The 14,405-nt window shown below is 57.8% G+C and carries 13 protein-coding genes and 1 pseudogene; 4 read left to right on the top strand and 10 right to left on the bottom strand.

Annotation, left to right across the window (positions count from 1 at the left end; all coding sequences use genetic code 11):
• Positions 1–8: 8 nt before the first annotated feature.
• A complete protein-coding gene (locus AC0IXS_RS20330) occupies positions 9–1,190 on the bottom strand; it encodes an amino acid ABC transporter permease (RefSeq protein ID WP_057409283.1) in 1,182 nt (393 codons plus the stop codon).
• A 70-nt stretch (positions 1,191–1,260) separates the two neighbouring features.
• On the bottom strand, positions 1,261–2,289 hold the full coding sequence (locus tag AC0IXS_RS20325) for an amino acid ABC transporter substrate-binding protein (protein ID WP_004886204.1): 1,029 nt from the start codon (positions 2,287–2,289) through the stop codon (positions 1,261–1,263).
• Positions 2,290–2,771: 482 nt separating this feature from the next.
• Between AC0IXS_RS20325 and AC0IXS_RS20320 the strand changes: the two genes are divergently transcribed.
• Complete coding sequence (locus AC0IXS_RS20320) at positions 2,772–3,431, top strand: alpha/beta hydrolase (protein ID WP_025994645.1); 660 nt, start codon at positions 2,772–2,774, stop codon at positions 3,429–3,431.
• Positions 3,432–3,710: 279 nt separating this feature from the next.
• Positions 3,711–5,015 (top strand): annotated as a pseudogene (rhlB, locus tag AC0IXS_RS20315) (ATP-dependent RNA helicase RhlB); the annotation flags it as partial.
• An 82-nt stretch (positions 5,016–5,097) separates the two neighbouring features.
• On the opposite strand, the gene AC0IXS_RS20310 reads toward rhlB, so the two are convergent.
• The 8 genes from AC0IXS_RS20310 to AC0IXS_RS20275 form a co-directional block, all read right to left on the bottom strand.
• Positions 5,098–5,757 (bottom strand): DUF799 domain-containing protein, encoded by a 660-nt coding sequence (locus AC0IXS_RS20310; RefSeq protein ID WP_057409280.1) that lies wholly within the window; start codon positions 5,755–5,757, stop codon positions 5,098–5,100.
• Positions 5,754–6,104: a DUF4810 domain-containing protein gene (locus tag AC0IXS_RS20305; RefSeq protein ID WP_194733112.1), complete on the bottom strand. Its 351-nt coding sequence runs from the start codon at positions 6,102–6,104 to the stop codon at positions 5,754–5,756. The genes AC0IXS_RS20310 and AC0IXS_RS20305 overlap by 4 nt, the downstream gene beginning before the upstream one ends.
• A 50-nt stretch (positions 6,105–6,154) precedes the next feature.
• The gene (locus AC0IXS_RS20300; RefSeq protein WP_412778818.1) at positions 6,155–6,844 is read right to left on the bottom strand and encodes a CsgG/HfaB family protein; all 690 of its coding nucleotides are present in this window, start codon (positions 6,842–6,844) and stop codon (positions 6,155–6,157) included.
• 189 nt (positions 6,845–7,033) lie between these two features.
• Entirely contained in the window at positions 7,034–7,483 is a 450-nt protein-coding gene (gene moaE / locus AC0IXS_RS20295; protein WP_057409278.1) for a molybdopterin synthase catalytic subunit MoaE, read from the bottom strand.
• 2 nt (positions 7,484–7,485) lie between these two features.
• The gene (locus AC0IXS_RS20290) at positions 7,486–7,731 is read right to left on the bottom strand and encodes a MoaD/ThiS family protein (RefSeq protein ID WP_471825531.1); all 246 of its coding nucleotides are present in this window, start codon (positions 7,729–7,731) and stop codon (positions 7,486–7,488) included.
• Complete coding sequence (gene moaC / locus AC0IXS_RS20285; protein ID WP_025994643.1) at positions 7,728–8,213, bottom strand: cyclic pyranopterin monophosphate synthase MoaC; 486 nt, start codon at positions 8,211–8,213, stop codon at positions 7,728–7,730. Before moaC ends, AC0IXS_RS20290 begins: the two co-directional genes overlap by 4 nt.
• Before the next feature lie 143 nt (positions 8,214–8,356).
• Positions 8,357–9,751, bottom strand: coding sequence for a PhoH family protein (locus AC0IXS_RS20280; protein ID WP_043303084.1), 1,395 nt, complete (start codon positions 9,749–9,751; stop codon positions 8,357–8,359).
• A gap of 295 nt (positions 9,752–10,046) precedes the next feature.
• The gene (locus AC0IXS_RS20275; protein WP_081021748.1) at positions 10,047–11,225 is read right to left on the bottom strand and encodes a polysaccharide deacetylase family protein; all 1,179 of its coding nucleotides are present in this window, start codon (positions 11,223–11,225) and stop codon (positions 10,047–10,049) included.
• Positions 11,226–11,436: 211 nt separating this feature from the next.
• On the opposite strand from AC0IXS_RS20275, the gene yaaA reads away from it, so the two are divergent.
• Together yaaA and AC0IXS_RS20265 are read left to right on the top strand one after the other, a co-directional pair.
• The gene (gene yaaA, locus AC0IXS_RS20270; RefSeq protein ID WP_057409275.1) at positions 11,437–12,216 is read left to right on the top strand and encodes a peroxide stress protein YaaA; all 780 of its coding nucleotides are present in this window, start codon (positions 11,437–11,439) and stop codon (positions 12,214–12,216) included.
• An 815-nt stretch (positions 12,217–13,031) separates the two neighbouring features.
• Entirely contained in the window at positions 13,032–14,348 is a 1,317-nt protein-coding gene (locus AC0IXS_RS20265; protein WP_057409274.1) for a nucleotide sugar dehydrogenase, read from the top strand.
• Positions 14,349–14,405: the final 57 nt, after the last annotated feature.

The following is a 14,405-nucleotide window of genomic DNA, read 5'->3' as shown; positions in this document are numbered from 1 at the left end:
GCGTTTCCTCACCGCTCGATCAGCGCAATGCGCTTGTTGTACCAGTTCATCAGCAGGGAAATGCTGATACTGATCGCCAGGTACACGCTCATGGTGATGGCAATGACTTCGATCGCCTGACCGGTCTGGTTGAGCACCGTACCGGCAAACAGGGAAACCATTTCCGGATAACCGATGGCTGCCGCCAGCGAAGAGTTCTTCGCCAGGTTCAGGAACTGGCTGGTCAACGGCGGGATGATCACTCGCAGTGCCTGCGGAATGATGACCTTGCGCAACGTAGGACCCGGACGCAGCCCCAGCGAGCGAGCGGCTTCGGTCTGGCCATGGCTGACCGACTTGATGCCCGAACGCACGATCTCGGCGATGAACGCCGCGGTGTAGATGGTCAGCGCCAGTGTCAGCGAGATCAGCTCGGGGATCAGCACCCAGCCGCCGGTGAAGTTGAAGCCCTTGAGCTGTGGCAGTTCCCAGTGCACAGGGCTGCCGAACACCAGCATGCTCAGGCCGGGAATGACCAGCAGCAATGCCAGGCCTACCCAGAACTTGTGGAACGGCTGACCGGTGGCTTCGAAACGCTTGTTGGCCCAACGCACCATCATCACGACGGCAACGACGGCGATCAGAACGCTGACCAGAAACGCTGTCATGCCTTCGGCCGGCATCGCTCTGGGCATGTTCAGACCACGGCTGCTGACGAAGAACATGTCGAAGTAGCCATGGGCCTGACGTGGCCCGGGCAGCGTCAGGAAGACCGCGGTGTACCAGAACAGGATCTGCAGCAGTGGCGGGATGTTGCGGAAGACTTCCACATAGACCGTGGCCAGTTTGCTGATCATCCAGTTCGGAGACAGGCGGGCAACGCCGATGATGAAGCCCAGCAGGGTCGCCAGGATGATACCGATGACCGAGACCAGCAGGGTGTTGAGCAGGCCGATGACAAACACGCGGGCATAGCTGTCCGCTTCGCTGTAATCGATCAGATGCTGGGCAATGCCGAAGCCGGCACTGCGCTCAAGAAAGCCAAAACCGGACGTGATACCCCGGTGCTGGAGGTTGGTCTGGGTGTTGTCGAACATGAACCAGCCCAACGAGACCACCGCAATGACAGTGATGATCTGAAACAACCACGCGCGCACTTTCGGATCGCTCAGGGTGAGCTTTTGCTTGGGTGCGACGATTTGCTTTTCCATGAAATGCCCCAGGAAAAATCCAACAGAACAACGCCCGACAGGCTGGGTAGCCTGTCGGGCGCCGGGTCAATCAGCGAATAGGTGGAGCGTACTGGATACCACCAGCGTTCCACAGGGCATTCTGGCCACGCTTGATTTTCAGCGGGGTGGACTCGCCCAGGTTGCGTTCGAACATCTCGCCGTAGTTACCTACCTGCTTGACGATCTGTACGACCCAGTCCTTCGGCAGCTTCAGGTCGGCACCGTAGGCACCGTCAGCGCCGAGCATACGGGCAACATCAGGGTTCTTGGTCGACTTGGCTTCTGCTTCAACGTTCTTGGAGGTCACTTTGGCCTCTTCAGCGTTGAGCATGGCGAACAGGGTCCACTTGACGATGGAGAACCACTCTTCGTCGCCTTTACGTACGACAGGGCCCAGCGGCTCCTTGGAGATCACTTCAGGCAGAACGACGTAGTCGTCCGGCTTGGCCAGCTTGCTGCGCTGTGCGTACAGCTGCGACTGGTCGGAGGTCAGCACGTCGCAACGGCCGCCTTCCAGCGACTTGGCGCTTTCGTCGGAGGTGTCGAAGGTGATCGGGGTGTATTTCAGGCCGTTGGAGCGGAAGTAGTCAGAGACGTTCAGCTCGGTGGTGGTGCCTGCCTGGATACAAACGGTCGCGCCGTCCAGTTCCTTGGCGCTGTTGACGCCCAGCTTCTTGTTCACCAGGAAGCCGATGCCGTCGTAGTAGGTCACGCCGGCGAAAACCAGGCCCATGCCCGAATCGCGCGAGCTGGTCCAGGTGGTGTTACGCGACAGGATGTCGATTTCGCCCGATTGCAGTGCAGTGAAACGCTCTTTGGCGTTCAACTGGCTGAACTTGACCTTGGTCGCGTCGCCAAACACGGCTGCGGCAACGGCGCGGCACACGTCAGCGTCGATACCGGTGATCTTGCCGGTAGCATCCGGAACGGAAAAACCTGGCAGGCCATCGCTGACGCCGCACTGAACAAACCCTTTCTTCTGAATAGCATCGAGTGTGGCACCTGCGTTAGCAGCCCCCGCCACGCCAAGTGCTGCTACAGCTGTGACTACCGCCAGGGTGGATTTCAACATCTTCATTCAAAATCTCCAGTTTGCTCTTTGTTGTGTGGGAGTTTCAGTGGCATCGCACCCTTGTGAGGCATTAATGACCCGTGCTGGCTTTTTTTTGGGTCATGCGTGGCCGGACCTGAATCATGAAGCGCCTGAAAGATCATCCTGTCAGGCCTCACCATCATTCGAATCGGCCCCATGGACTGTCGCCCCGTGTTTTCCCGAACCCGAACGGTACAGGTTGAATCGTGCCGCGAATCCTGACGCATGGACTTCCGTGCTGCGTTTCGACCGTTACAAGTAATAGCTTTATAGTGTTACCGAACGATGAGAGCACTCAGTCTCCAGACGTCTTGTAGCAAAGCCCGTACCAGCATGCTGGCGATGTTGAATTAGTGACAGGTCAAGACAAAAACTTGTACCGTTGCGACATCTTCTTTCATATTCAAACAAGCTGCGCACTTTATTAATGCGCCCAAAAAGCGCCAGCGCACAAAAATGGAGCACTCATGAGCGAACCCCTGATCCTTGAACCGTCCGGTGCCCCGGACGCGTGCGTCATCTGGTTGCACGGCCTGGGTGCCGACCGCTACGACTTTCTGCCAGTGGCCGAAGCTCTGCAGGAGTCGCTGCTGAGCACCCGCTTCGTTCTTCCTCAGGCGCCGACCCGCGCGGTGACCGTCAACGGCGGCTATCAGATGCCGAGTTGGTATGACATCAAAGCCATGAGCAGCGAGGCCCGCGCCATTGATCACGACGAGATGGAAGCCTCGGCGCAGCAGGTGTTGAACCTCATCGAGCAACAACGCGACAGCGGCATCGATCCGGCGCGAATCTTTCTGGCAGGCTTTTCCCAGGGCGGCGCGGTGGTGTTGCACGCAGGCTATCTGCGCTGGCAGGGACCGCTCGGCGGTGTTCTGGCGTTATCGACTTATGCACCGACATTCAACAATCAGATGACGCTTTCAGCCAGTCAACAACGCATCCCTGCCCTCTGCCTGCACGGTCAGCACGACGAAGTGGTGCACAACGTCATGGGCCGGACCGCCTACGAGCATTTGAAGGCGCAAGGTGTCACCGCTCAATGGCAGGAGTACCCAATGGGGCATCAAGTGTTACCGCAGGAAATTCAGGACATCGGCGTATGGCTGGCTGAAAAGCTGCGCTGAAATCCGCTTTGCAGCGCTCTGGACCGAGCGACTCTGTAGCGCAACACGGATGACACTACGCCGAGCACGGTTCTTGCTTTACACTGCTCGGCGTACATTCCTTAACCAATTGACGAGATGACCGTGCTCAAAGCACTCAAAAAGATGTTCGGTAAAAGCGAGGCCGAACAGCTCGCGCCTGCTCCGGCAGCACCTGCCCCCGCCCCTGTCATGCCCGTTCAAGAGCAGAATAAGGGCCAGAATCATGACCGCCCCGCTCAGGTGGCCGACATGGCTGTCGAGCCTGCCAAAGCCAGAGCACCGCGTTCCGACAAACCCAGGGCCGAGCGCCCACGTCGCGAACGTGTGGAAAAGCCCCCTGCTCCAGCCTGGAAACTCGAAGATTTCGTCGTTGAACCGCAGGAAGGCAAGACCCGCTTTCACGATTTCAACCTTGCGCCCGAGCTGATGCACGCCATCCAGGACCTGGGCTTCCCTTACTGCACGCCGATCCAGGCAGGCGTTCTGGGTTACACCCTAAAGGGCAAGGACGCGATTGGTCGTGCGCAGACCGGCACCGGCAAGACCGCAGCCTTCCTGATCTCGATCATCGAACAACTGACCCAGACCCCGCCACCCGCCGAACGTTATATGGGTGAGCCACGCGCCCTGATCATCGCGCCGACCCGTGAACTGGTGGTGCAGATCGCCAAGGACGCCGCCGACCTGACCAAGTACACCAACCTGAACGTCATGACGTTCGTCGGTGGCATGGACTTCGACAAGCAGCTCAAACAACTGGAAGCCCGTCACTGCGACATTCTGGTTGCCACGCCGGGCCGCCTGCTGGACTTCAACCAGCGCGGCGAGGTGCATCTGGACATGGTCGAAGTCATGGTGCTGGACGAAGCCGACCGCATGCTGGACATGGGCTTCATCCCGCAAGTGCGTCAGATCATCCGCCAGACACCGCACAAGGGTGAACGCCAGACCCTGCTGTTCTCGGCCACCTTCACTGAAGACGTCATGAACCTGGCCAAGCAATGGACCACGGATCCGTCCATCGTCGAGATCGAGTCGCTCAACGTAGCCAGTGACAACGTCGAGCAGCATATCTACGCCGTAGCCGGTGCCGACAAATACAAACTGCTGTACAACCTGGTCAACGACAACGGCTGGGAACGCGTGATGGTCTTCGCCAACCGCAAGGACGAAGTGCGGCGCATTGAAGAACGGCTGGTGCGCGATGGCGTCAACGCGGCGCAGTTGTCGGGCGACGTGCCTCAGCACAAGAGGATCAAGACACTGGAAGGCTTCCGCGAAGGCAAGATTCGTGTACTGGTCGCCACTGACGTGGCCGGTCGCGGCATTCACATCGACGGCATCAGCCATGTGATCAACTTCACCCTGCCGGAAGTGCCGGATGATTACGTGCACCGCATCGGCCGTACCGGTCGTGCAGGCGCAGAAGGCGTTTCGATCAGCTTCGCAGGCGAAGACGATTCGTATCAGTTGCCTGCCATCGAAGAGAAGCTGGGCCGCAAGATCAGCTGCGAAACCCCGCCGACCGAACTGCTGCGTGCAGTGGTACGACGCATGACCTGACACCCGCAATCGGCCATGAAAAAAGCGCACCCCATAACGGGGTGCGCTTTTTTTTGCCTGCTGAAGAATCGGGACGACTGGATCAGTCAGAACCGTACTTCGGTGAACGCGGACCGTAAAGCAGACCCGCAGGTTGTCCCGCCGAAAGCAAGCGGTTGCTGGCAATTCCGGCAATAGGATGACTGGCATCGGTCGAACTGTTGATGATCTGCTTCACAGCCGCCGTGATCAACATGCCTACCAGACCACCACCACTGTTGTTGCCACCCTCGTCGCTGGACGCAGACGCCGATCCGGTCCACAACGCAGCGCCGGTGCGCAGATCGACCAGCTTGGCCGTGACCGTCACGATAGTCTGGCTGCTGATGACGATGTAGCTGGTGCCGTACTGTTTGACGGTCAAATACAACGCGGCATCGGCACCAAAGATCTCACGTAACTTGGCAGGCGATGTTGCCTGAATATCGTTGGCGTCAGTCAGACCGTTGTTGCGAAACGTCTCATCAACCAACGCGACCGGCAAGACGTAATAGCCGGATTCAGCCAGAGGGTACGTCACTTGTGAAAACGTGCTGTAGGTAGCCTTGATATCAGGCGACTCGTTGACCGGCGGCAGTACCAGAATCGAACGAGGTTTGCTTTCCTTGAACGCTGAGTAGTCCACGGTCTTGGGGGCCACGCAACCCGACAACAGAGCAAGCGCGAAAAGGCCGACTGCGACTTTCATTTGACGACCTTTCATTTGGCAGCTCCGGCCTTGGCGTTCTTGAGGAGAAAATCCATGTACGTTGCCGACTCGGGAAACAGGGCCTTCTCGGTACGCAACTCCTGAACCATTTGGTCATCCTTGCCCAGACTGCCGTAGAGCATGCCCAGTTGAGCGTGATAGCCAGGGGGAGGGTTCGAATTGCTGGCTCGAATCTTCTGAAGATCCTCCTCCAGCTTTGCAACCTGAGCTTCCTTGGACTCGCCCTTGAAATACTCATAGACCTCGGGCTGATAACTGCCCCACTGATACAAGGTCTTCGGCTGCTGAGCACAACCGGTGATGAACGCACCCACGAACACAAACGCTGCGATACGGCGCAACGAACTGCTGTTATTACTTGTAAACACGACAAATCCCTTTTTTGATCACATCAGTTGGCAACAGGCTTCCAGGCACCGCTGTCCAGAGCACGCACCATGTTGTTGACGGCCTCGCGCATCGCCAGGTCAAGGACCTTGCCATTGAGTGTCGAGTCGTAACTGGCGGTTCCGCCAAAACCGATGACTTCACGGTTGGAGAGTTCGTATTCACCCGCACCCTGCGTCGAGTAAACCACCTCGGAGGTGCTGATATTGACGATATTCAGCGCTACCTTCGCGTAAGCGACCTGCGACTTGCCGCGTCCCAGCAAACCAAACAATTGATGATCGCCGGTTTCCTTGCGGCCGAACTCGGTCACGTCGCCTGTCACGACATAGTCGGCACCTTTAAGGCGCTGGGCCGTGGACTTGATGGTCGCTTCCTGCTTGATCTCCACCATGTTGTCGCGATCAAGAACGTTGAACCGGTTGGTCTGCTGCATGTGGGTGATCAGAATGGTTTTGGCCTGGCCACCGAGCCGATCGACACCGTCGGAAAAGATGCCGCGCATATAGCTCGAACGGTTATCGAACTTGCCAACCGCAACCGGGTAACGCAGGCCGCTGTAAGCAACACCTGCACTTTCGACCTTGGCCACCGGCAAAGCCCGGGAGCTTTCCGTTGCACATCCACTGGCGAGCGCCAGCGTCAGCGCAGTCATCCCTGTTGCCACTACTTGATGCAGTCTCTTCACTTCCATACTCCGGGCTTTTCACACTGAAACATAATTCACACAGCCATTGCCGACGCAGTAAAGGTGCGTGAACAAAAAAGGGGGAACTGCACTATTCTGCAAGCCTTTATGATCTAAAGGCGTTGCGCTGAAAGGCATTGAAACAGCGTGCAATAGTGAACGAATTGGCAGGTCAACGCTCTTGTTTTTACCGGATTACTTCCAGCGATCAGCCGCCGCGTGATCGCTGTCACGCCCGTCTACCCAACGCTCGCCTTCAGGCGTGTTCTCACGTTTCCAGAACGGCGCGCGGGTTTTCAGGTAGTCCATGACGAAGTCACAGGCTTCGAACGCGGCCTGACGATGGGCGCTGGCGACGCCAACGAACACGATGGGCTCGCCCGGCTCAAGCGCGCCGACACGATGCAGCACGTCCAGCCGCAATAAAGGCCAGCGTTGCTCGGCTTCAACAATGATCTTCGCCAGCGCCTTTTCGGTCATGCCCGGATAGTGTTCCAGAAACATGCCCGACACTTCGCGACCATCGTTGAAGTCCCTCACGTAACCGACAAAACTCACCACCGCTCCGATGCCGACATTGGCAGCATGCAGCGCGTTGACTTCTGTGCCCGGATCGAACGCTGCAGATTGCACGCGAACCGCCATGATCAGCCTCCGGTCACGGTAGGAAAGAACGCCACTTCATCGCCATCCTGCAACGGCTCGTCCAGCGGGCACAGCTCCTGATTGCGGGCGCACATTACGTTCCGCTCGCCCAGCACCTGCCAGGCCTCGCCGCGCAGCAGCAGGTGCTGACGCAATGCGTCCAGGGTTGCGAAATCACCTTCGACCCGCTCGCTGTCCAGACCCAGCGCTTCGCGATAGCGGGCGAAATACTGAACCTGCAGTTTCATTGCCCCGCCTCCCCATCGTCAGCCACGAAGTGACCGCTCTTGCCGCCGAGTTTTTCCAGCAGGCGGACCGATTCGATGACCATGCCGCGGTCTACCGCCTTGCACATGTCATAGATCGTCAGCGCCGCGACACTGGCGGCCGTCAGGGCTTCCATTTCCACACCGGTCTGCCCTGCCAGCTTGCAGCGCGCCATGATCAGTACCGAGTCGTCACCCTCGGCAGAGAGTTCGACCTTGACGCTGGTCAGCATCAGCGGATGGCAGAGCGGGATCAGATCGCTGGTCTTCTTCGCCGCCTGAATACCCGCGATACGGGCTACAGCGAAGACATCACCCTTGGGGTGACCTCCGCTGACAATCATTTGCAGGGTGGTCGGCAGCATGCGCACACGCGCACAGGCCACAGCTTCACGGGACGTGACCGCTTTATCGGTGACATCGACCATGTTGGCACGGCCTTGGGAATCGAGATGAGTCAGCACAGTTCTACTCCTGAACAGGAGCGGGGATTGTAAACCTAAATGTGTGGGATAGGGCTGGAGGAGCTGCCAGGTCAGTCACCTGATCGGACGCGGAGCGTCCTGAGAGGCGTGCCCACGCCTGCGCGTAGGCACGACCAACACCGTTACAGATGACTCTCTGCGTACTCGGCCAGGATTGAGCGAGGCACACCCTGCAGGGTGATGTGCACGCCGTTGGGGAAGTCCTTGAAGCGCTCCGTCAGGTAGGTCAGCCCGGAGCTGGTGGCTGACAGATAAGGGGTGTCGATCTGCGCCAGGTTGCCCAGGCAGACCACTTTGGAACCGGCACCGGCACGGGTGATGATGGTTTTCATCTGGTGCGGCGTCAGGTTCTGGCACTCGTCGATAAGGATCAGGCTCTGTTGAAAGCTGCGGCCTCGGATGTAGTTGAGGGATTTGAACTGCAACGGCACCTTGCTGAGGATGTAGTCGACGCTGCCATGGGTGCTTTCGTCATCCATGTGCAAGGCTTCGAGGTTGTCGGTGATTGCGCCGAGCCACGGCTCCATTTTTTCCGCTTCGGTGCCCGGAAGGAAGCCGATTTCCTGATCGAGCCCCTGCACGCTACGGGTCGCGATGATGCGGCGATAGCGCTTGGTAACCATGGTCTGTTCGATGGCAGCGGCCAGCGCCAGAATGGTTTTACCCGAACCGGCAGCACCGGACAGGTTGACCAGATGGATGTCCGGATCCAGCAGGGCAAACAGCGCCAGACCCTGATAGATGTCCCGCGGCTTGAGGCCCCAGGCTTCCTGATGCAGCAGCGGCTCCTGGTGCATGTCCAGAATCAACAGTTCGTCGTTCTTGACGCCCTTGATCCAGCCGACGAAGCCCTGCTCGTCGACGATAAACTCATTGATGTGGACCGCAGGCAGGGTTTCATTCAATTGCACGCGATGCCAGGTGCGCCCGCGCTCCTGACGGGTATCGACCTTGTTGACCCTGTCCCAGAACGAACCGGTCATGTCGTGGTAGCCACGGGACAACAGCGAGACGTCGTCCACCAGCTGGTCAGTGCTGTAATCCTCGGCCGCAATGCCACAGGCACGGGCCTTGAGGCGCATGTTGATGTCTTTGGTGACCAGCACCACGCTCAAGTCCTTGTTGCGCGCGTGCATGTCGATCAATTGGTTGATGATGATGTTGTCGTTCAAATGCTCGGGAAGCAGGCTGTTGGGTTCCTCACGCTTGCTCATCAGAATCGACAGGAAGCCTTTGAACACGCCAGTACCACGGTCGATCGGCACACCCTTCTCGACTTCTTCGGGTGACGCTTCGCCCAGCGTCTTGTCAATCAGGCGGATCGCCTGCCGGCATTCGGCGGCTACCGAGTGTTTACCTGCCTTGAGTTTGTCCAGTTCCTCCAGAACGGTCATGGGGATGGCGACGTGGTGTTCTTCGAAATTCAGCAGTGCGTTTGGATCATGGATCAATACATTGGTATCGAGCACGTAAAGGATTGGCTGGTTAGTAGAGGGGGTGCGTCCGTGATCATCCATACTCGCTCACCTTTGTAGTAGCCAGGCGACGCAGAACCACAACAGCACTGCGCCACGAAAAGGCCGCCGGTTTTCTTCCCTTCAGGCAGGGTAGAAGTGTTGCTCAAGGTGGGTCTTGGGAGACGCCACCTGTGTTGCAGGTTTCGGCGGTCTGTATTCGTAATACAGCAAAAGGGATGACAGAAAAAAGCTCTTTGACAGTTTTTTGAAGTTTATTTCACAGGATGACGAATAGCGCTTGGCGGACGTTCTCAGCGCGTTTACAGTCGGAAGTCAGCCACAGCCGATTTGCCCGTCATTCCCCTTCAGATGCCTCTTCGCCACCCTCCTCCAGCCCTTGTTCCACGGGCGTTTCATACAGATTCCGGCAGTCATCCCAGATCAGTTCGCTTTGCGCGGTATTGGCCATCAACAGCGGCAGTGCCGACTGCGCCCGGTTGGCCGAGTCATGGAATACCACCGTGCCCCGTCGCCAGAGCAACATGAGCGTCAAAACGCGATCGCCCACCTGATCGGCAGTCAGCCGACCGGTTGCATCCTGCGCGTCGATGTTCCACAGCGATACCCGCAGGTGCTGCGAGCGGAAATAGTCGCCGCTGTCGGCACGGCGATGGCCATAAGGCGGCCGGAACAGCGGCACGAAGTTATCGGGAAGGATCTGCTGCACCAGCGCCGAACTGCGTTGAATGGAATCCTGCCAGTCGAGCCACTGGCTGTGCGAGCGGTATTCCCAGCCCTGAATCCCCACGCACTGCTGGCGGTACAGGTTCTGCAGACTGACAGCCGATGTGCTGTCGAGACGGTCCTGCAGGCTCTTGCCCAATACATGGAAGGTCGCCGTCATCTTCTGCTGGCGCATGAAGTCGGCCAACCAATCCGTGGCCCCGTCGACGGCGCTCGGCCCGCTGTCGAAATTGAGCCTGAATGTGCGGTCGGGCATCTCGTCGCCGCTCATCTCATCGGAGTTGTAACGCTCGATCTCGCTGCTGGTCTGCGGAAACAGCGCGGCCAGGAACAGCAGTTCATTGAGGTAGCGCTGATGGAAGACGGCGCTGGGTCTGGCCCAGGCAGCATAAAAGGAGTCATCGGCGACCTGATATTCCTCGGCGCGCTGACGCAGCTGATCCATGTCTTCGACCAGCACACAGAAGTTGGCATCATCCACACAGCTTTTCTGGGCGGCCTGATAGTTTTCCAGCAGGCGCGACCACAGGCGGTGGCGAACCACGTTCAACGATGAGACGTTGACGTAGCGCAGGCCAAGGCGCTGCCTGAGCCCCTCCTCGTCCAGCTTTTCGCTCAGGTACAACTGATGGGCGAACGCCAGGATCTCTGCGCGTGACGCGACATCGAACAACGCCGGCGTTTCCAGACGCTCGGGCCATACACTGCGATCCATGGTGGCGATGACCGGAGCGGCCGCCTGGGCCTGACCCCATAACAGACACGCGCAAACTGCTAAAACGATACGCAAACCCAATGTCCTCTCTGTCGACTGTCGCGTCATGACCAGCGCGCCACTATAGCTGATATACGCTCGCCCCTTATGTCGGCACACATACAAAGGCGATGCGTGAACTGCCATGGGCAAAGGGCGGATGCCAAACCTGTCTCTATCGCCACCATAGCTGGAGTCGCGCGCCATCAGCCCCTAGAATCCCCCGACGATCAAAGGAGACGACTTCATGCTGATGGTGATTTCCCCAGCGAAAACCCTCGATTTCGAAACACCGCCCACCACCGAGCGTTTTACCCAGCCGCAGTATCTGGACCATTCCCAGGAATTGATCAGCCAGCTTCGCGAACTTGCGCCCGCGCAGATCGCAGAGCTGATGCACCTGTCCGACAAACTGGCCGGGCTCAATGCCGCACGCTTCGGCAGCTGGACGCCAGCCTTTACACCCGAGAACGCCAAGCAGGCGCTGCTCGCGTTCAAGGGCGACGTGTACACGGGCCTTCAGGCGGAAACCCTCGACGAAGATCAGCTCGACTATGCACAGAAACACCTGCGCATGCTCTCCGGCCTTTATGGCCTGCTGCGTCCGCTGGATCTAATGCAGCCCTATCGTCTGGAAATGGGCACGCGACTGGCAAACGCTCGCGGAAAGGATCTCTACGCATTCTGGGGTACGCGCATCAGCGAATGGTTGAATGAAGCGCTCGCCGATCAGGGCGACGACCTGCTGCTCAATCTGGCCTCGACCGAGTACTTTTCAGCGGTCAAGCGCTCGGCGCTCAATGCCCGGATCATTGATACGGAGTTCAAGGACCTGAAAAACGGCCAGTACAAGATCATCAGTTTCTACGCCAAGAAGGCGCGCGGGATGATGAGCCGGTTCGTGATCGAGGAACGCATCGACAGCCCTGAAGCGCTTAGAGCGTTCGATGTTCAGGGATATCGTTATAACGCAGAACTATCTACCCCTTCCAAGTTGGTCTTTCTGCGCGACAGTCCAGAGGACTAATGGCGTCAAAGTTGTGCAGCGCCACGCCGCTGTACAACTTGACACGTCTATCTCCCCCATCAGGCGACGGCTTTATGGCGCCAACTTAACGTCAACTAGCGTCCCGCTTGTCCGACAAGAAAATTTTCTTAAAAAATAAACAACTTTTTTACATGGTGGCGCTTTAGCTCTTAGCGCTAGTGGCACTTTTATATCAAGCCACATTAAGTCCCGTTTATATGGGGCTTCGACCCCGTGCGCCATCAGTATGCAATTAGTCATGTCACAAAATTGATACATCAAAATCTCCCAAACAGGACGAGTGGCCCGGAACTAAATGGGAAACCTTACGCTCCTACATCCCGTAACAATTCTCGGCCACCCTGTAGGAGATCACCTACAGCGAAGCGAGGACAAAGGGAAGTTACCCGCAGGCAGTCCTTTTCCACGGGAAGAGGCTGCAGGTACCGAAATTAAAACTCATATCACTAGTTGAAGTAGGTAGACAGGCGAAGCACCGGACCGGTGTGGCGCGCAGGACTCGACGAGAACCGCCAAGGCTCTGGCCAAAGGCTTTCAGCTCCTGATCCGCCGTCGATCGCTATACATGGAGTGGTTTACTGCATCCAAGAGAGCAGGGCCCCGCCCGGAAGGACAGGTCACCTGCCGCTTGTACTTAGTGTCATTTGGGTTCGCCTCGCTTGTTTGGGCACTCACTCTTAAATATGCCTGCGTTAGTTAGATGGCCTTACACGCTGTCACGACTCGCGTGTGACATCTGCTGGCCAAAAATTAATATCCAGCCAACTTATGGCGTGAAAATCGAGGAGAGTACGATGCGTATCAGCATCTTTGGTTTGGGTTATGTCGGTGCAGTCTGTGCCGGTTGCCTTTCTGCACGGGGTCATGAAGTTGTTGGTGTGGATATTTCCAGCACCAAGATCGACCTGATCAATAACGGCAAATCGCCCATCGTTGAACCGGGTCTTGAAGACCTGCTGGCGCAAGGTATTCGTACTGGCAAACTGCGTGGCACCACGGACTTCTCCGAGGCTATTCGCGCCACCGATCTGTCGATGATCTGCGTCGGTACACCGAGCAAGAAAAACGGCGACCTGGAACTCGATTTCATCGAATCCGTGTGCCGCGAAATCGGTTACGTACTGCGTGACAAGACTTCCCGTCACACCATCGTGGTCCGCAGCACCGTACTGCCGGGCACCGTTGCCAATGTCGTCATCCCGATTCTGGAAGACTGCTCCGGCAAGAAAGCAGGCGTGGACTTCGGCGTTGCCGTAAACCCTGAGTTCCTGCGTGAAAGCACCGCGATCAAGGACTACGACCTGCCTCCGATGACCGTCATCGGCGAGTTCGACAAGGCTTCGGGCGACGTTCTGCAATCGCTGTACGAAGAACTGGACGCACCGATCATCCGCAAGGACATCGCCGTTGCCGAAATGATCAAGTACACCTGCAACGTGTGGCACGCGACCAAAGTCACCTTCGCCAACGAAATCGGCAACATTGCCAAGGCCGTCGGCGTCGATGGTCGTGAAGTGATGGACGTGGTCTGCCAGGACAAGGCACTGAACCTGTCCCAGTACTACATGCGCCCAGGCTTCGCATTCGGTGGTTCCTGCCTGCCGAAGGACGTGCGCGCCCTGACCTACCGCGCCAGCACGCTGGACGTTGAAGCGCCTCTGCTCAACTCCCTGATGCGCAGCAACGTTTCTCAGGTGCAGAACGCCTTCGACATGGTTGCCAGCTACGACAGCCGCAAGGTTGCACTGCTGGGTCTGAGCTTCAAGGCCGGCACCGACGACCTGCGCGAAAGCCCGCTGGTAGAGCTGGCCGAAATGCTGATCGGCAAGGGCTTCGACCTGAGCATCTTCGACAGCAACGTTGAATACGCACGTGTTCACGGCGCAAACAAAGACTACATCGAATCGAAAATCCCGCACGTTTCCTCGCTGCTGAATTCCGACTTCGATCAGGTCGTAAACGACTCTGACATCATCATTCTGGGCAACCGAGACGAGCGCTTCCGCACCCTCGCCGACAAGACCCCTGAAGGCAAGCGCGTCATCGACCTGGTGGGCTTCATGTCCAAGGCCACCAGTGAGGATGGCCGTGCCGAAGGTATCTGCTGGTAAATCAGCCGCAAGCCACAAGCGCCAAGCTCCAGGCCACTCGTTCAAGCACTGCTTGGG

It is taken from the genome of Pseudomonas sp. AC016 (genome assembly GCF_979253365.1).
Note: the sequence above shows the minus strand (reverse complement) of the source record. Positions and strands in the feature narration are given on the sequence as shown.

Excerpts from the sequence above, each read along its gene's own strand:
- AC0IXS_RS20330 (WP_057409283.1), bottom strand. The coding sequence starts at position 1,190 with ATGGAAAAGCAAATCGTCGCACCCAAGCAAAAGCTCACCCTGAGCGAT.
- AC0IXS_RS20325 (WP_004886204.1), bottom strand. The coding sequence starts at position 2,289 with ATGAAGATGTTGAAATCCACCCTGGCGGTAGTCACAGCTGTAGCAGCA.
- AC0IXS_RS20320 (WP_025994645.1), top strand. The coding sequence starts at position 2,772 with ATGAGCGAACCCCTGATCCTTGAACCGTCCGGTGCCCCGGACGCGTGC.
- AC0IXS_RS20310 (WP_057409280.1), bottom strand. The coding sequence starts at position 5,757 with ATGAAAGGTCGTCAAATGAAAGTCGCAGTCGGCCTTTTCGCGCTTGCT.
- AC0IXS_RS20300 (WP_412778818.1), bottom strand. The coding sequence starts at position 6,844 with ATGGAAGTGAAGAGACTGCATCAAGTAGTGGCAACAGGGATGACTGCG.
- moaE (WP_057409278.1), bottom strand. The coding sequence starts at position 7,483 with ATGGCGGTTCGCGTGCAATCTGCAGCGTTCGATCCGGGCACAGAAGTC.
- AC0IXS_RS20290 (WP_471825531.1), bottom strand. The coding sequence starts at position 7,731 with ATGAAACTGCAGGTTCAGTATTTCGCCCGCTATCGCGAAGCGCTGGGT.
- AC0IXS_RS20280 (WP_043303084.1), bottom strand. The coding sequence starts at position 9,751 with ATGGATGATCACGGACGCACCCCCTCTACTAACCAGCCAATCCTTTAC.
- yaaA (WP_057409275.1), top strand. The coding sequence starts at position 11,437 with ATGCTGATGGTGATTTCCCCAGCGAAAACCCTCGATTTCGAAACACCG.
- AC0IXS_RS20265 (WP_057409274.1), top strand. The coding sequence starts at position 13,032 with ATGCGTATCAGCATCTTTGGTTTGGGTTATGTCGGTGCAGTCTGTGCC.